At 52.7% G+C, this 17547-nt stretch carries 17 protein-coding genes and 2 tRNA genes; 12 read left to right on the forward strand and 7 right to left on the reverse strand.

What is annotated here, in order from left to right:
• Positions 1-279 precede the first annotated feature (279 nt).
• A tRNA-Tyr gene (locus tag H6853_02460) sits at positions 280-364 on the reverse strand.
• A gap of 71 nt (positions 365-435) precedes the next feature.
• Here H6853_02460 and rlmB point away from each other — a divergent pair.
• Positions 436-1206 carry a 23S rRNA (guanosine(2251)-2'-O)-methyltransferase RlmB gene (gene rlmB / locus H6853_02465; protein USO04156.1) on the forward strand — a complete coding sequence of 257 codons (771 nt, stop codon included), beginning with the start codon at positions 436-438 and terminating at the stop codon, positions 1204-1206.
• A gap of 82 nt (positions 1207-1288) precedes the next feature.
• Positions 1289-1783, forward strand: coding sequence for a hypothetical protein (locus tag H6853_02470; protein ID USO04157.1), 495 nt, complete (start codon positions 1289-1291; stop codon positions 1781-1783).
• Positions 1784-1844: 61 nt separating this feature from the next.
• On the opposite strand, the gene H6853_02475 is transcribed toward H6853_02470, so the two are convergent.
• Positions 1845-2198 carry a hypothetical protein gene (locus tag H6853_02475; protein USO04158.1) on the reverse strand — a complete coding sequence of 118 codons (354 nt, stop codon included), beginning with the start codon at positions 2196-2198 and terminating at the stop codon, positions 1845-1847.
• Between the two features lie 139 nt (positions 2199-2337).
• On the opposite strand from H6853_02475, the gene polA reads away from it, so the two are divergent.
• Positions 2338-5154, forward strand: coding sequence for a DNA polymerase I (gene polA, locus H6853_02480; GenBank protein USO04576.1), 2817 nt, complete (start codon positions 2338-2340; stop codon positions 5152-5154).
• Position 5155: 1 nt separating this feature from the next.
• On the opposite strand, the gene H6853_02485 is transcribed toward polA, so the two are convergent.
• Positions 5156-6538: a cysteine--tRNA ligase gene (locus tag H6853_02485; protein USO04159.1), complete on the reverse strand. Its 1383-nt coding sequence runs from the start codon at positions 6536-6538 to the stop codon at positions 5156-5158.
• A 73-nt stretch (positions 6539-6611) separates the two neighbouring features.
• On the opposite strand from H6853_02485, the gene folE reads away from it, so the two are divergent.
• From folE to aroA, 5 genes are all read left to right on the forward strand, one after another.
• Positions 6612-7217 carry a GTP cyclohydrolase I FolE gene (gene folE, locus H6853_02490; GenBank protein USO04160.1) on the forward strand — a complete coding sequence of 202 codons (606 nt, stop codon included), beginning with the start codon at positions 6612-6614 and terminating at the stop codon, positions 7215-7217.
• 105 nt (positions 7218-7322) lie between these two features.
• Complete coding sequence (gene pyrC / locus H6853_02495; GenBank protein USO04161.1) at positions 7323-8423, forward strand: dihydroorotase; 1101 nt, start codon at positions 7323-7325, stop codon at positions 8421-8423.
• Positions 8420-8785 (forward strand): phosphoribosyl-AMP cyclohydrolase, encoded by a 366-nt coding sequence (gene hisI, locus H6853_02500; GenBank protein ID USO04162.1) that lies wholly within the window; start codon positions 8420-8422, stop codon positions 8783-8785. Before pyrC ends, hisI begins: the two co-directional genes overlap by 4 nt.
• A gap of 215 nt (positions 8786-9000) precedes the next feature.
• Entirely contained in the window at positions 9001-11151 is a 2151-nt protein-coding gene (locus H6853_02505; protein ID USO04163.1) for an EAL domain-containing protein, read from the forward strand.
• A gap of 58 nt (positions 11152-11209) precedes the next feature.
• Positions 11210-12535 (forward strand): 3-phosphoshikimate 1-carboxyvinyltransferase, encoded by a 1326-nt coding sequence (aroA, locus tag H6853_02510; GenBank protein ID USO04164.1) that lies wholly within the window; start codon positions 11210-11212, stop codon positions 12533-12535.
• Between the two features lie 9 nt (positions 12536-12544).
• Here the strand turns inward: aroA and H6853_02515 are convergent, their stop codons facing one another.
• Positions 12545-13138: a hypothetical protein gene (locus H6853_02515; GenBank protein USO04165.1), complete on the reverse strand. Its 594-nt coding sequence runs from the start codon at positions 13136-13138 to the stop codon at positions 12545-12547.
• Positions 13139-13195: 57 nt separating this feature from the next.
• Between H6853_02515 and H6853_02520 the strand changes: the two genes are divergently transcribed.
• Complete coding sequence (locus H6853_02520) at positions 13196-13861, forward strand: (d)CMP kinase (GenBank protein USO04577.1); 666 nt, start codon at positions 13196-13198, stop codon at positions 13859-13861.
• A gap of 104 nt (positions 13862-13965) precedes the next feature.
• Positions 13966-15834 carry a 30S ribosomal protein S1 gene (gene rpsA, locus H6853_02525; GenBank protein USO04166.1) on the forward strand — a complete coding sequence of 623 codons (1869 nt, stop codon included), beginning with the start codon at positions 13966-13968 and terminating at the stop codon, positions 15832-15834.
• Between the two features lie 90 nt (positions 15835-15924).
• Here the strand turns inward: rpsA and H6853_02530 are convergent.
• The 3 genes from H6853_02530 to H6853_02540 all read right to left on the reverse strand — a co-directional run bounded on the left by H6853_02530 (position 15925) and on the right by H6853_02540 (position 16511).
• Positions 15925-15999, reverse strand: a tRNA-Gly gene (locus H6853_02530).
• Positions 16000-16059: 60 nt separating this feature from the next.
• Positions 16060-16338, reverse strand: a complete 279-nt coding sequence (locus H6853_02535) for a hypothetical protein (GenBank protein ID USO04167.1) — start codon at positions 16336-16338, stop codon at positions 16060-16062.
• Entirely contained in the window at positions 16335-16511 is a 177-nt protein-coding gene (locus H6853_02540) for a hypothetical protein (GenBank protein ID USO04168.1), read from the reverse strand. The genes H6853_02535 and H6853_02540 overlap by 4 nt, the downstream gene beginning before the upstream one ends.
• Positions 16512-16637: 126 nt before the next feature.
• Here H6853_02540 and H6853_02545 point away from each other — a divergent pair, with 126 nt between their 5' ends.
• Positions 16638-17192 (forward strand): prolyl-tRNA synthetase associated domain-containing protein, encoded by a 555-nt coding sequence (locus H6853_02545; protein USO04169.1) that lies wholly within the window; start codon positions 16638-16640, stop codon positions 17190-17192.
• Between the two features lies 1 nt (position 17193).
• On the forward strand, positions 17194-17388 hold the full coding sequence (locus H6853_02550) for a Trm112 family protein (protein ID USO04170.1): 195 nt from the start codon (positions 17194-17196) through the stop codon (positions 17386-17388).
• Positions 17389-17547: the final 159 nt, after the last annotated feature.

The raw sequence follows: 17547 nt of genomic DNA on the forward strand, positions 1-17547 counted from the left end.
AAAACGACGACGACGAAATAAAAAAAGTTCGAAACAATGTCCGAAGGCATCATTTTATATTTGCAAAATGGGTTTTTCAGAAACTGTTATAAATCAATGTGTTGCCATGACGACGAAACTTTCGTTCCGTACGCAGAGGCCGTGAGAGAATGCGAGATTTGAGAGAGAATTCTGGCTGGATTTACGTTCTAACCGTACGCAGGGAAAATACAAAACATCGCCAGACGTGGGCTTTCGGCCATAGAAAAACCCGCCAAACGGGGCGGGTTGTAAAATAAATGGTGGAGGGAGAAGGATTCGAACCTTCGTACTCAAAGAGGGCAGATTTACAGTCTGCTGCCATTAACCACTCGGCCATCCCTCCAACAGGATAGGTGCGACAGTCAAGAAAAAGATTTTTGCATCTCCTGTCAAGTCCGCGTATGACTTCTGACTATGAAACATCACAGAAATAAGCAAAAAGGACCCAAATCCGGTCCAAAACTTAAAATCGACCTGTTTGGCGTCCATGCGGCGGTGGCGGCCTGGCAAAACCCGAAGCGCCATATTCATGCGCTTTATATTACCGATGAGGCCCTGAAAGGCTTTGACCTGCGGTCGCCGGCGAAGCGTCCGGCCCCCACGATCGTTTCAAAAGAGGAACTGGAGCGCGCCCTCCCCCAGGGCACGGTTCATCAGGGAATCGCGCTGTGCGCGCAGGATCTGGAAGAGCTGGACGTGCAGGATTTGATTATTCAGGAGGAAAAGAAGGAAAAATCTGTCTTTCTGATGCTGGATCAGGTGACGGACCCTCACAATGTCGGGGCGATTTTGCGCTCCGCCTGCGCGTTCGGGGCGGCGGGCATGATCCTGCAGCGCAAACATGCGCCGGGCCTGACCGGAATCCTCGCCAAGACCGCCTGCGGCGCGGTGGAGCATGTGCCCGTGGCTTATGAAACAAACCTCACGCGCGCCCTCGAAAAGCTTCAGGATGCGGGCTATTTTGCGATCGGGCTGGATGAGCGCGGGGAGGATATCGCGGCGCTGCCGGAGTACAGCAAGGCCGTTCTGGTGCTGGGGGCGGAAGGGCCCGGCCTGCGCAGACTGGTGCGGGAGCAATGCGACGCGCTGGCCTGCCTGCCCATGCGCGGCCCCATGCCCAGCATAAACGTCTCCAACGCCGCCGCCGTGGCGCTTTATGCGTTAAACAATAAATTATTTACATAATTTTATTGACAGAGCCATCAATTTGCGATAAAACCACAATACCCGATTAATGAATTCTTAACAAATTTGAAGGTGTGAAATTATGAAGAAAGCAAGTCTTATAGCCAATGTAACTTTTGCTGCTGTTGCAACGGCTGTTGCAACGGCTTTGTCCGGATGTGTAACGACAGGACCTAACAGGTCATCCTCTGCCCCGGATTACAGGACTCCTACTGGCGGTCTGGTTGTCGATGTTCCGCCGGGGATTGACCGCGACCAGTCAAGGGCTCAATACGGATTGCACATGTCCCAGAGAGAAATGGACAGGGTCATCTCTGATTGTACCCGCACAGCCGAGAGATCCGCACAAGACGCGGCAAGGGAGCGGGAAAGATCCATCGATACGTTAAAAAGAACAAGCCGGGGGCTCAGTAATGACGGCGTTTCCGATGCTATCGGCGCGGTTTCAGCTATCTTTGGCGCGCTCGGCGCGACGGACGCCGTTTCCCGGGGTTTTGACAGGGAAGCACATATCCGTGAACGTCGTGACGCGTGCATTCAAGATGCGGTCAACAGACGGATGAAGTATAGAAGATAACTGCAAATTTTACAGACAAATCAAAAAAGGGCGCTTTCAGGCGCCCTTTTTTATGATCCGACTATTTAGGCCCATGAACAACAAATCTCAAAGGGTTTCTCAAAATGCTCGTGTTGGCTTTTTTTGTTTCCTTCGTTACAGGGGCATATGCTGTTGCCATTTCTTTTAATTCATCCTGAAAGACCGGAAGATCGCCAACAGCGTTGGCGCATCTTTCAAATGTCTGGGAAGCAATCTGCTGAAAGGCCATGAATTCCTCCTCAGGAGGGTCCCGATACAAAAACGCATCTGAAATAGATGCCATAGAACCGGCAAGGTTTTCCAGAATGCGCACTTCACCGCAATCTGCCCGGGCAACGCCTCTAAAAATTTCCTCCAAGGCTCTCAGGGATCTTATATATATCTTTTTATCCATTTTACGCTCCTCTGTTATTCTGTTAATTATGCATAATGAAGGCCTCTGTCAACGCTTAAAAAGATAAATCTTGGCGTCTTTCCGTTTTGACGGTTAAAACAGTCCCATGACGCAGGTTGCCAAAGAAGAAAAAGCCGGAATGGCCGGGAAAGACGAAATTTATCTGGTGGACGGCTCCGGTTTTATTTTCCGGGCCTATTACGCCATGGCCTACGGCCGGGGCGAAGGCGGCGGCATGACGAATCCGGACGGCGTGCCTGTGGGGGCGGTTTTTGGTTTTACCAATATGATGCTGAAACTTCTCAAGGAGCGTCATGTCCCCTACATTGCGGTGATTTTTGACGCGGCCCGGAAAAATTTTCGCAACGATATCTACCCCGACTATAAAGCCAATCGCGACGAAACCCCCGAAGATCTCGTGCCGCAGTTTCCGCTGGTGCGCGAAGCCACCGAGGCTCTGGGCATTCCCGCGATTGATATGGAAGGGTTCGAGGCCGACGATTTAATCGCGACCTATGTCCGGCGCGCGCGGGAAAAAGGAAAAAACGTAACCATCGTTTCTTCCGATAAGGATTTGATGCAGCTGGTCGGGGACGGCGTGCGGATGCTGGATCCCATGAAACAGCAGTTTATCGGCCCTGAAGACGTGCTGGAAAAATTCGGGGTGCCGCCGGAAAAGGTCGTGGATGTGCAGGCGCTGGCGGGGGATGCGACGGACAATATTCCCGGCGTTCCCGGCATCGGACTCAAAACGGCGGCGCAGCTTATCAATGAATATGGCGACCTTGAAACGCTTCTGGCGCGGGCGGGAGATATCAGGCAGCCCAAGCGCCGCGAAGCCCTTCTTGAAAATGCGGAGCTGGCGCGTATTTCCCTGAAGCTGGTCACGCTTGACCGGCATATAGAGGTGCCTGTTTGCCTGAACGAGATGGAGGCGCACGATCCGGATACGCCGAAGCTCGCGGCGTTTTTGAGGGCGCAGGGGTTTAAATCCATTCTTGCGCGGCTGGGGGAAAACACAGACGGCATCCCGGCAAAGGCCGGGATCCAGTCCGGTTCAGAGAGCACTGCTCCGGATCCCGTTTTGCAACGGGATGTCGAAGAGGGTTTACCCGACATCAGGGACAACCAATACACGCTGATTGATGACCTGAAGACTTTAAAAGCATGGATTGATGAAGCCTTTGATACCGGATATCTGGCGATTGATACGGAAACGACAAATCTTACGCCCGCCATGGCAAAACTGGTGGGGATTTCCATCAGCCCGTCCATTGGCCGCGCAGCCTATATTCCGCTCGGGCACGCGCCGGAAGAAGTCGATCTTCTGGGGGAAGCCGCAGAAGAGCTGAAGCAAATCCCGCTGGAAGAGTGTCTGCAGGCCCTCAAGCCGTTGCTGGAGGATAAAGCCGTTCTCAAGATCGGCCAGAATATAAAATATGACTGGCAAATGCTTTTTAAGCACGGGATTAAAATGTTTCCCTGTGATGATACGATGCTTCTTTCTTATTGTCTGGATGGCACCAGCCATTCAAATGCGATGGACGAGCTGTCGAAACAGTTTCTGGATCACACGCCCATCAAATATGAAGAGGTTGCAGGAAAGGGTAAAAAGCAGGTGACGTTCGACCGTGTGCCCGTGGAGGCCGCGCTGGATTACGCCGCGGAGGATGCGGAGATCACTCACCGTTTGTACCGTGTTTTCAAACCGCGTCTGGCGCGGGAAAAAATGGCAGGCGTTTATGAAGATATCGAGCGGCCGCTGATTCCCGTTATCGCGCAAATGGAACTAAGCGGCATCAAAGTCGATCCCGCCATTTTAAAGTCCATGAGTCATGAGTTTGGCAAAAAGCTCGCCGATCTGGAATCGGATATTCAAAAGGCCGCCGGTACGGAATTCAATGTGGCCTCGCCCCGGCAGATCGGGGAAATTCTTTTTGAGCAGATGGGGCTGGAGGGCGGCAAAAAAACCAAAACAGGGCAATGGTCGACGGATGTCGGCACGCTCGAAAAACTTGCGCTGCAAGGGCATGATATTGTCACGAAAATTCTGGAATGGCGGCAGCTGTCCAAACTTAAATCCACCTATACGGATGCGTTGCAGGAGCAGATCAATCCTGAAACAGGCCGGGTCCATACGTCTTTTTCGATGGCAGGGACCAGCACCGGGCGCCTTGCCTCGAGCGATCCGAATCTCCAGAATATTCCGATCCGCAGCGAAGAAGGGCGCAAAATCCGCGAAGCCTTTGTCGCCGAGAAAGGCCATCTTCTTTTGTCCGTCGATTATTCCCAGGTCGAGCTCCGGCTTGTGGCGGAAATGGCAAATGTCAAAGCCCTGAAGGCGGCTTTCCGGGAGGGGGTGGACATTCACGCACTGACCGCCAGTCAGGTATTCGGGGTGGGGCTGGAAGATGTCACGCCGGACCTGCGGCGGCAGGCCAAGGCCGTTAATTTCGGCATTATTTACGGCATCTCCGGCTGGGGGCTGGCAAAGCAGCTTGATTGCGATCCGGCAGATGCGAACGAATTTATCAAAAAATATCTAAATACGTTCAGCGAAATCCGGGATTACATGGAAGCCGTCAAGGAAGAGGCGCGCAAACATGAATTTGTAAGAACGCTCTATGGCCGCAAATGTTTTGTGCCTAATATCAACGCCAAAAACGGGGCGTGGCGTGCCGGGGCGGAACGCGCCGCGATTAACGCGCCGCTGCAGGGCACCGCCGCCGATATCATGAAAAAGGCGATGGCGCGCATGCCTGCGGCGCTGGAGAAAGAAAAATTATCTGCCAAAATGCTGCTTCAGGTTCATGATGAGCTTATCTTCGAAGTGCCGGAAGAAGAGCTGGACGCCACTGCCGCTCTCGTAAAATCCGTCATGGAAAATGTCGCGGTGCTGGACGTTCCCCTTATCGCCGAAGTCGGAAGCGCGCGGAGCTGGGCGCAGGCGCACTAGATTACGAAATTTTTTTCCATTTGGGACCATCCGGAGAATCCTCGATGAGGATTCCCTGTGCGTCCAAAATATTCCTTATTTCATCCGCGCGGGCAAAGTCTTTATCGGCACGGGCTTTCGTACGCTCCGCCAGCAATTTTTCAATCTCTGCCGCATCGGCATCATGTCCCGCCTGACCGTATCCCAGCCATTCATCGGGATCGTTTTGCAAAATGCCCAGCAGATCGCCGGCCGCCAAAAGCTGCGCCTTCAGGTCCTGCGAATTTTCAAGTTTCAGCAACTGATTCAATTCGGTCAAAACCTGCGGCGTATTCAGGTCATCGCATAAAGCGGCCAGAACGGAGGCGGGAATATTTTCCGTTTTGGCTTTTGCGTCAATGTCTTTCATCTCTTTCAGTCTCTGGTAGAGCTTGTCCAGCAGCTTTTTATTTTGTTGCAGGCTGCTTTCGCTCCAGTCCAGGGGCTGGCGGTAATGGGCGGACAGCAAGGTCAGGCGGATCGCCTCGCCCGGATATTGTTCGATCAGGTCGTGCACCAGCAAAACATTGCCGAGGGATTTGGACATTTTTTCGCCTTCGACCGTGACAAAGCCGTTATGGACCCAGTATCTGGAAAAGCTTTCCGGCGTTTTTTCCGTTCCGTGCGCACAGCAGCTTTGCGCAATTTCATTTTCATGATGCGGAAATTTCAGATCCGCGCCGCCGCCGTGGATATCAAAGGGAAGCCCCAGATGTTTTTCGGCCATCGCGGAGCATTCGATATGCCAGCCCGGACGGCCCTTGCCCCACGGGCTGTCCCAGCCCGGCTCGTCGTCCCGGCTGGGTTTCCAGAGCACGAAATCCGCAGGATCTTTTTTGTAAGGCGCGATTTCAACGCGCGCGCCGGCCACTTGTTCATCCCGGCTGCGACCGGACAGTGCGCCGTAGGAAGGATCGGACGGTACGTCAAACAAAACATGCCCTTGTGCTTCATAGGCGTGCCCCTGCTTCATCAGCAGGGATATCTGGTCGATCATTTCCTGAATATGGTCGGTTGCCTTGGGCTGGATATCCGGCAGGTTCACGCCCAAAGACCTCATATCCTCGTTATAGATACGGGCGTATTTTTCGGTTACGGCGGCAATCGGCTGCCCGGATTCGCGCGCGGCAAGGATAATCTTATCCTCTACATCCGTGATATTGGAGACGTACGTTACTTTCGGATATAGCTGTTTCAGCACGCGTGCCCAGAGGTCAAACACCACGGCCATACGGGCATTGCCGACATGGGCGTAGTTGTAGACGGTCGGGCCACAAGCGTACATGCGTACGTGCGCGGCGTCGAGAGGCGTGAAAACCTCTTTTTTCCGTGTCAGGGAATTATAGAGTTTCAGCTTATTTGCCATTATTTTCCTTTTCTTATGCGTCCTTTTTCGTCATAAAGACACAGTTCCGACAATAAAAGCAATAGTGGAAAAGATGAGCGTCGAATCCTTTGTCACCAAAACCGCCGCGCAGGAGCGGCCTTCGCGCAAAGAAGCGGAAAAAGCCGTGGAAGTCCTGATCCGCTGGGCGGGCGATGATCCGGCGCGGGAAGGGCTGCGGGAAACGCCGGCGCGTTACGTGCGCGCCTTTGAGGAATATTTCTCCGGTTATGCCCGTAATCCCGAAGAGGAACTCGGCAAGGTCTTCGATGACATTCAGGGTTATGAGGACATGGTTATCGTGCGGGATATCGCGTTTGTCTCCCACTGCGAGCACCATATTGCCTCTATTATCGGGACGGCCAGCGTTGCTTACTGGCCGGATAAGAAGGTTGTGGGGATTAGCAAGCTTGCTCGTGTGGTCGATATTTTTGCCAAGCGTCTGACCTCGCAGGAAAACATGACCCGCGAGATTGCCGGCGCCATTGATAGCGCTCTCGGAGCCAAAGGCAGCGCCGTTTTGATTCGCGCCGATCATCAGTGCATGAGTACACGCGGCGTTGAAAAAGCGGCTTCTTCGACGGTCACGACGACATTTACCGGCAAGTTCAAGGACAGTGAAGAGCTTCGCCGCCGTTTTCTGGACCTGGTGCGGGATTGACGCCTCTTTTAAATCCGTGGCGGCGCCCGGCGGCGTTGCCGGGCATTGAAAAAGACGTTCAAAAAAAAGTCACAGTTCTTTTGCTTTCCTGTTAAACTGCGGCCTATGACGTCTTTTACCCTTCCCCAATGGTATGATTTGCACATGCATTTACGGCAAGGCGCCCTGCTGGCTCCTCTTATTCAGGCCCAGCGCGATATGGGGTGCGCAGGTGTTTTGGCCATGCCGAATACGAAGCCGCCGGTGGGTAAAATTCTTGCGGGGGACGATCTTCCTTACTGGAGCATCGAGGAATATCTTGACATGATCCGTGCCGCCGGCGGCGATCAATTCATAGATGTCATCGTGCCTCTCTATCTGACCAAAGATACAACAGCTCAAATGATCGAAGGAGGAGTAAAGAGCGGCGTTTTGCGCGCGGCCAAATATTATCCGCCGCACGGTACGACCAATGCGGGTCACGGGCAGCCCCTTGACGTTTTCATTGAAAACGGCGTGCTGGAGGCCATGGAATCGCAAGGGGTGGTTTTATGCGTGCATGGCGAAGCGCACGGTCTCCCGGCAGAAAGTTATTTCGATGCGGATGTGAATGCGGAAGATATTTTCTACCGCCGGCAAATGCCACGCCTTGCCGAGAAATTTCCGAAACTGAAAATAGTCTGCGAACATATTACAACCCGCGCCGCTGCCGGGTTTGTCCGGCAGGCCGGACCGAATGTCGCTGCGACCGTGACTCCCCAGCATCTTCTTTATACAGCCGGACATTTAATGCAGGGCCTGAACTATCATCTTTACTGCCTGCCGGTGGTCAAGTTCGAAAAGGATCGCGCTGCACTGCGTGAAGCCGTTACAGATTCTCGAAATACGCAGTTTTTTGCCGGCACGGACAGCGCACCCCATACACAAAAAGCGACCGAATGCGGCTGCGCCGCCGGCTGTTTCACGGGCGGAATCGCGCCGCAACTCTATGCGCAAGGCTTCGAAGAGGCCGGCGCAGATTTATCCACGAAAGAAGACCAGCATATATTCAGGGCCTTTCTTTGTGAAAACGGCCCGGCGTTTTATGGTCTTCCGATGTCGCAAAAGACGTTTACCCTGACAAAAAAATCCCGTTCTCTTGCCGCACTTGAAACGTCCGAAGGGCCGGTTATACCGCTTCCTCTCGGTCTAGGACATGCGTCCCTCCCATGGTCGATTGAAACATGAACGACACCGCAACAAAAATTGCCCCGAAATTCGATGAAAACGGGCTGATTGCTGCGATTGCGCAGGATTTTAAAACCCGTGAAGTCTTGATGCTGGCCTGGATGAATGAAGACGCGCTGCGCAAGACGCTTGAAACCGGTCAGGCCCATTATTGGAGCCGGTCCCGTCAGGAACTCTGGCACAAAGGCGCGACCAGTGGCGCTATCCAGCAGGTGAAGGAAATCCGGATCGACTGCGATCAGGACGCTCTTGTCCTTTTCGTCGATCAGGAAGGGTCCGGTGCCTGCCACACGGGTAAAAAGAGCTGTTTTTACCGGCGGATTGACGGGAAGGACGATCCTGCTCTTGTCTTCACCGAATGAAGCCTGAATCGTAAAATTTATTTTATTTTTATCAAGAATTTTAATTGATTTTTAAATTGGCCGGAAAAACTTTTATTTTTCAGCCTATTGGATTAGAATCCCTTCAGTTGAAATTTTCATTTCTGCGTTCATCGTAAAGAGCTTCTTAATTTATTTTGCCTATTCTGAAGAATGCAGAGAATACCCTTCACAGGAAAGCAGCACAACTGGACAGCATGACAACAGATTGGCTTAATGAGGACGGAAAGACTGTCAAGAAACGTCGGTTTTTTAGCGCGCGCGTACTGACAAGCTCATCTTCGCACATATGGCGCAGCAAAATCAGCTGGCGCATTGCGCTGTCCGTCTTCCTGACCATCCTGATCGTACAGGTCGCCATCCTCACCTTGACTCTTAAACAACGGGAAATCGCCCTGCTGGATAAAACCCGTGAGCTTGGCCGGACGGCGATCGTTTCCGTTATGGAAAGCAATGTGTCAAACCTTCTGGAAAACCCTATCAAGCAGGAAAGGGTGGGGCGTGTTTTAACCTCAACACTGGTAAAGGGGATCGCCGTATATTCCGCCGATTTGAATCTTTTGGGGCTTTTCGGCGAACCGGTCTCGATGGTAATGCTGGATCAGGACAGCCTATACCAAACCAACTGGTCGAGCGATGGGAAGTCCTACGAAGTCGTTTATCGTCCAAATGATTTACGCAGGCCTTACGTTATCGTCACACGCCTGAATTCCGAAAATATATCAAAAGATATTCTTTCTTACGTGCAGCAGACCGTTCTGGTCATGCTTCTGATGTCCGCCTTTGTGACGACTGTTTTGATGATCTCTCTGGGGCGCTGGCTTTTGGAACCCGTTCTCTTTTTAAGGGAAAACCTGCTTGCGGCGTCGGAAAACCCGGAAAAGCCGGATATCAAAGATTCCACTTTCGATCCGGCGGATGAAGTGGGAGGGGCGATTGCTCTGGCCCAAAATCTGATCCGGCAAAATGCCGATAACCTGACACGTATTAAGTCGGCTGCGGAAGATAAAATCCATAAGCTTGCGTACTATGACTCCCTTACGGGTCTTCCGAACCGGACGCTCTTTTTGCAAAAGCTCTCCGAGCAAGCCAGGCAGGCCGGGGAAGAAAAAACAAACCGTATTGCCGTTATTGCTCTCGATCTTGATCATTTCAAAGATATCAACGATTCAATGGGGCATAGCATCGGGGATGCCATTTTACGCGGCGTTGGAAAACGTCTGCGCTCCGCCATGCCCGAACGTGCCGTTGTGGCGAGATCGGGAGAGGATGAGTTTGCCATTACCTCTCCGCTGATCCCAGGGGGGGCAAGCGCGCATGAAATTGCCGAGAAAGTCGGCAAGGTGATTTCGTCCGAACCCTTTAAGGTTTTTAACGAGGAGTTTCAGGTGCGCGCTTCTATTGGCGTGGCGACCTTTCCGGATGACAATATCGATCCGGATCAGGTTCTTAAAGATGCAAATATCGCGCTCAACCGGGCAAAAGAGGAGGGCCGCGACCGGATCAGGGAATATTCGGAAGATTTTGATCAGGCCGTTCAACAGCGCTTCCAGTTGCTGCGCGACCTTCGGGATGCGCTGGAGAATGACGAGCTTTTGCTTCATTACCAGCCGCAATTTGATTTGCGCACAGGCGCCCTCATCGGGGCGGAAGCGCTGCTGCGCTGGTTTAAGAAGGATAACAGCAAGGAAGGCGGAAAATTTATTTCTCCGGCCGAGTTCGTGCCGATTGCCGAACAATCGGGTCTTGTCGTTCCCATCGGGGCATGGGTTATAAAAGAGGCCTGCAAAACTGCGGCCAAATGGCAAAAAAACGGCCAAAAAGTACGTATGGCTGTCAATGTTTCCGGCGCGCAATTCTATCAGGGCGATCTTGTGAGTCATGTGTCGAAGGTCTTGCAGGAAACGGGGTTGGCCCCTGAGAATCTGGAGATGGAAGTGACGGAGAGCGTCTTTATGGATGATGTCAATCATACGGTAAAGATTCTTCAGGATCTGCATTCTTTGGGTGTTGAACTGGCCATTGACGATTTTGGAACGGGGTATTCTTCGCTGTCTTATTTGCGGATGTTTCCGATCGATCATTTGAAAATCGACCAATCTTTTACCCGGAACGCACTCAACAATCCTGACGATGCCGCAATTGCCAAAACGATCATCAGTCTTGGACGTTCTCTCAATCTAAGGGTTATTGCCGAAGGCGTAGAAACAAAAGACCATGAGGACTTCCTTTTGCATGAGGGCTGCGATGAGGTTCAGGGTTTCCGTTATTCAAAAGCCATTCCGTCAGAGGAATTCAGCTCTTTCATAGAAAGCTACTCCGGCAACCTTTCCTATTTTGACAAGTAAGGCCGGACGTTTCATAAATTTGATTGTTTTGGGCGGCTGTCCACGCTATTGAAAAACGATGACAGGCAATCTTACGTCTTCAAAAGCCAAACCGCTTTCCGGCACGGCGGCCATACCCGGTGACAAATCCATTTCACACCGGGCTTTGATGCTGGGCGGCCTCGCGATAGGCGAGACGGTTATCTCCGGCCTTCTCGAAGGGGAGGATGTTCTTTGTACGGCCCATGCCATGCGTGCGATGGGCGCAAAAATCGAAAAAACGCCGGACGGCCTGTGGCATTGTCACGGGGTCGGGATCGGCGGACTGCATGAGCCGGAAGGGGCGCTGGATATGGGCAATAGCGGTACCTCCACCCGTCTTTTGATGGGGCTTGCTGGCGGGCACAACATGACAACCACGTTCACAGGAGATGCGTCTCTTTCAAAGCGTCCGATGAAACGGGTGATAACGCCGCTGGAAATGATGGGGGCAAAAATTTCTGCGCGTGAAGATGGAAGGCTTCCTCTCACAATCAAAGGGCCCGAGACGGTCCTGCCGATTGAATACCGGTTACCGGTGGCCTCGGCGCAGGTAAAGTCTGCGGTTCTTCTGGCGGGGCTGAGCGCCTGCGGGCAAACGGGCGTGATTGAGGAAAAGCCCACGCGGGACTACACGGAAAACATGCTGCGCCATTTCGGCGTTGAGGTCGAAATTGAAGATCTGGAAGATGGCGCGCAGGCCATTCGCGTGCGCGGCCAGCAGGATTTGAAGGCGGCGCCTGTGAGCGTTCCTGCGGACCCCAGCTCCGCCGCTTTTCCGGTTGTGGCTGCCGTCCTGACGGAAGGCTCGGATATATTTTTGCCGAATATCGGGATGAATCCGCGCCGGGACGGACTCTATGTCAGCCTTCTTGAAATGGGGGCGGATATTACGTTTGAAAATGAACGTACCGAAGCCGGAGAACGTATTGCGGATCTCAGGGTCAGGGGGAGCGGCCCTCTCAAGGGGATTGACGTTCCTGCCGGGCGGGTGCCTTCGATGATTGATGAATTTCCGGTGCTGGCGATGGCGGCGGCGTGCGCGGAAGGTCCCACCCGGATGACGGGTCTGGCCGAGCTGCGCGTCAAGGAGAGCGACCGTCTGCTGATGGTGGCTGAAGGACTGAAATCCTGCGGCGTGAAGCTGGAGATGGGCGAAGACAGCCTGAACATTTTCGGGACCGGCAGGCCGCCCAAAGGCGGCGCATGCGTGAAGACTGCCCTGGACCACCGCATCGCCATGAGCTTTCTGGTGTTGGGGACCGTGACGGAAGACCCTGTGAAAATTGACGATGCCGGCCCGATCAAAACCAGCTTCCCGACCTTCGTGGATTTAATGAACAGGCTCGGCGCGAATATTCGATAATCAGTTTGGTTATTTTTCAGGTTTCCAGCCGGATACCCATTCTTTCTTCGGAACCATATAAGGCGGGTTGCCGTTGTCTTTGTAATAGGCATCCACGGCGAAAATCGCGCCCGTTTTCTTTTCGCGGATGGCGGCGGTGTTATGCGGCCAGGCCCCGTCTACAAAATAGCCGCGATGAAGGGGCAACGCGGTTTCATGGAATTTGAAGACACCTTCCGCTTCCAAAAAACGTAAATACAGGGTGGTATTGACGGTTTCGTCAATGCAGTCCATTTGTCCGTTATCTTTCGGACGGGCGGTGGCCTCTCCCACATCGCGGTATGTGCCGGCAGCTTTTCCGACATATGTTTCCATCTGTGCAATCGCGTTTGCAATGCGCTGGCGTTCCTGCTGCGGCGTTTTGGGAGCGTGGCGAAATTCCTTCAAAATCTTCTTCCATTGGCGCTTGCCAAACCCGACGGCCGTGCGCTGGCTGCAACCATAGTTATGACATGCTGTGAATTTTTGGGGCGTGGCGTTTTTGTCCATATAGGGGTTGAGGGGCAGCCCCGTGCTTCCGCAGGCGGCCAAGACGAAACCAAGAAGGAAAGAAAAATATCGCATAGGAGAGTGTTAAAACGACTTTGAAAGATGAATGCAAGCGGTTAAAAGAATTCCATGATGACCGAAACCTCTCCCCTCATAGCGATTGACGGTCCGGCAGCCAGCGGGAAGGGCACGCTTTCGCGCGCGCTGGCGGAAAAACTGAACTTTGCGCATATGGATACGGGGGCGCTCTACCGGGCGGTGGCCTATGAAGTGCTGCGCGCGGGCGCAGACCCTTCCGACGAGGGCGACGCCCTGAAGGGGGTTGAGAGGTTGACTCAAGCGCCCGTTTTGTCCGATGCGCTGGACAACCCCGCATTGCGGGGGGAAGAGATCGGGGAGGCCGCATCCAAAGTGGCCGCTATGGGCGAAGTCCGTAAACGGCTTGTCGCGCTGCAGCGCGGTTTTGCTCAAAATCCGCCGGAAGGTTTTGCAGGCGCGGTTCTGGACGGCCGGGATATCGGAACGGTGATCTGTCCGGACGCGGCCCTGAAACTCTTCATTACGGCCGATCCGGAGGTTCGCGCCCTGCGGCGATTTAAAGAGTTGCAATTAAGGGGCGTAAAAGGTACATATGAGGCCGTTTTGGCGGATATGAACGCTCGAGATGCGCGGGATACGCAGCGGGAAACCGCTCCTCTTAAGCCGGCTCCGGACGCTTTTGTGATCGACACCAGTCGAATGAACGAAAGTCAGGCGCTGGAAAAGGCTTTGGAACAGGTTCGCGCAAAAGGCTTTTAATTCCCCCAAAACACATACGGCCTTGCGGCGCCCGGGCATACCACCCTGAAATATTGCGGCGCTGTCACGGGCCGATATGACGTATTTGAAAGGAATAAATAACAATGGCTCATATAGCTGCAAATTTAAAAGATAACGAAGACTCTACCGAATTCGCCGCCCTTTTGGCGAGTTCCATGACGCAGGCCGGAAGTTTTGAAGGCAGTGTCATCAAAGGAAAGATTATTGATATCGACGACGACGCTGTCCTTGTCGATGTCGGGCTGAAATCCGAAGGCCGCATTTCCCTGCGCGAATTTTCAACGCCCGGGTCGGACCCCGAGGTTCGCATCGGCGATGAGGTCGAGGTGTATGTTGACCGCATGGAAGGCAGGAACGGGGAAACGGTTCTCTCGCGTGAGAAAGCCCGCCGTGAGGAAGTCTGGATCGAACTTGAAAAACAATCCGAAGCGAAAGAACGTGTGACCGGCCTTATTTTTGGCCGTGTCAAAGGCGGGTTTACCGTCGATCTTGGCGGGGCCGTGGCCTTTTTGCCCGGTTCGCAGGTGGATATCCGTCCCGTACGCGATGTGTCTCCCCTGATGGGAACGCCTCAACCCTTCCTGATTTTGAAAATGGACCGCTCCCGCGGAAATATTGTTGTATCACGCCGGGCGGTTTTGGAAGAATCACGGGATGAGGCCCGCTCCGATCTGATGGATACGTTGCAGGAAGGCTCCGTTGTGCAGGGCGTTGTCAAAAACATCACGGATTACGGCGCTTTTGTTGATCTTGGGGGCATTGACGGGCTTTTGCACGTCACGGATATTTCCTGGAAACGGGTCAATCACCCCTCCGATGTCTTGCAGGTCGGCCAGAATATCGACGTCCAGATTATCCGCTACAACAAGGAAAACGGCCGGATATCTCTGGGTATGAAACAACTGGAAAACGATCCTTGGGAAGGCGTGGAAGCCAAATATCCTGTTAAAGCGAAATACAAAGGCCGCGTGACAAACATCACGGATTACGGTGCTTTTGTTGAGCTGGAAGACGGGATTGAAGGGCTGGTCCATGTGTCTGAAATGTCCTGGACCAAGAAAAACGTCCATCCCGGCAAAATCGTTTCGACCTCCGAAGAGGTTGAGGTCATGGTGCTGGAAGTTGACAATAGCAAACGCCGGATCTCTCTGGGATTGAAACAATGTCAGGACAATCCGTGGGCCGATTTTGCCGACAAGCATAAAGTCGGTGAAATTCTGGAAGGCGAAATCCGGAATATCACGGAATTCGGCCTGTTTGTCGGTGTTGACGATGACATTGACGGTATGGTGCATATCTCGGATATTTCCTGGGAAGACCAGACGGAAGACGTGCTGAAAGCCTTCGAAAAGGATCAGAAAATCAAGGTCAAAATCCTTGATATCGATCCTGAAAAAGAACGGGTTGCACTGGGCATTAAACAGCTAAGCGCCGATCCTTACGAAGGGATTGCAGAAGGCCTTGCCAAAGGGGCTATCGTCACTTGCACCGTTTCCGAAATCGGGGACCGGGGCATTGAGGTGACGGTGAATGACGGGATCACGGGCACGATCAAGAAAGCCGATCTTTCCCGGGAACGGTCTGAGCAACGTCCGGATCGTTTTGCCATTGGCGAAAAAGTGGATGCCAAAATCATGTCTTTCGACAAGAAGAAAAAGCATCTGACCCTGTCGATCAAGGCCCATGAAATCGCCGAGGATAAAGCCGCGCTGGAGGCCTTTGGCTCTACGGAGAGCGGGGCGTCTCTCGGGGATATTCTGGGCGCCGCCCTGAGTAAGGGAGGCGCTGAAGCTGCTGCTGCCAAGGAACAGCCTAAAAAGGCGCCCGCTAAAAAAGCGGCGAAGAAGGCCGATAAGGGAGATGCCGAGACGGCTGAAGATGTGAAGGAAGAAAAGCCGAAGGCAAAATCCAAAACCAAGGCCAAAGAGAAAGCTGAAAAAGCGGATAAATAGGACGCTTTGTCAATAACACAAATAAAAAACCGGCCCGTTTGACCTGATTGGTCTTTGGGCCGGTTTTTTTATGTTTTCAATACCCTTAAGTGGAGCAGGTGACGAGATTCGAACTCGCGACCCCAACCTTGGCAAGGTTGTGCTCTACCCCTGAGCTACACCTGCATCCCATTAGAGAGTTCTAGATTTATAGGCAAGTTCAGGTGAAAAGCAAGGGAAAATCGGTTAATCGCCAATTTGAATAAGAGGAACCTGATATCCGCTGGGTTCGGCGCCGCCTTTGCCTGCGGTCAGGATCAGGATTTCGGGATGGCCTTCTACAAGGGGGGCAATATCTGCGGAGATTTCACAGGGCATCAGGTCGCTTTCGGTTTCCTGTGTTTCATAGGCCAGTACGAAAAGCCGCTGTTCCCTGTAATATTCCACATGCTTTATATCGGCAGGAAAGGGCTGATTGCTGCCGATAATAAGCCGTCCATCCTGCGTTTGCCCAAGCTGGATCATGTAAGTGTCGGGTCAAGGGGAGAGAATTTGGCGGTCGGCATCGGCGCCGCGTCCTTAATTCCGGGAAGCCCGAAGTCCTTGTTCATATCCAGAGAAGGACCGTTGCCGTCAAGCGTGGTCAGGGGCTGGATGCCCGTTATGCCGAGCTCTTTAAGTGATAGATGTTTTGCCATGTCTTTTTTCCTTTCCCTCGTATATTGTCCCACAAAGGTTAACATTTTCACAAATTTTCGGAATTATATGGCCTTGCGCCAAAAATAATTAATTTCCATGAAAAAGAGGGAAAAAAGCGAGTATAAATGACTGATTTTGCAGAAAAATTTCATGAAGAAGGCCGGCCGATAACGCCGGAACAACTTTTTGCCTGTTTTGATAAGATCGGGATATCATATGACCTATACCATCATGAAGCCGTTTACACGGTGGCGGAGTCCGAAAAAATCGACCGGGATATTCCAGGGACACCTTGCCGCAACCTGTTTTTGCGGGACAAAAAGAAGCAGAATTTTCTACTGGTCCTGCAAAATGATACGGAGGTCGACATAAAGAAACTGGCGTCTGTCATTGGCTCTGGCCGGTTGTCCTTTGGGTCGGCAGAGCGGTTGTGGGAGTATCTTGGCGTCCGGCCCGGCTCCGTTTGCCCCTTTGCGGTGATAAATGATACCGAAAAACAGGTTAAAATTCTGCTCGATCAGTCTATGATAGAGACGGAACTTGTGACGTACCATCCGCTGCTGAATACGATGAGCGTATCCTTATCGCCGGCGGATTTGCTGAAATTTATTGAAGCGGCCGGGCATAAGCCGCATATTGTTGACCTGTCTGCAGCCGGGCCTGATGAAAGAGGAGAATAAGATGTCTCAAAACGTTGATCCGAAATTGCTGGAAATTCTGGTGTGTCCCCTGACCAAGGTGCCGCTGCGTTATGATGCGGGAAAGCAGGAGCTTCTGTCCGATCAGGCGGGACTGGCCTATCCGGTGCGGGAGGGCATTCCCGTGATGCTGGTGGAGGAAGCCCGCAAGATGGATGACTCTGAAATCAGGAAATAATTGACAAAACGGCTGCTTTGCGGCTTATAGTCTTTACTTATGAATATGAGCGCTTTGACCTTACTCCTGTCCGGTTTTCTCCTCATGACCCTCTGATGCGGTCATGAGGCATTTTGAATGTCTGCGCTCAGAGGGAACCTTCCAAATTTTTAGACAAAC

It is taken from the genome of Rhodospirillales bacterium, assembly GCA_023898765.1.
Lineage (GTDB): Bacteria > Pseudomonadota > Alphaproteobacteria > Micavibrionales > Micavibrionaceae.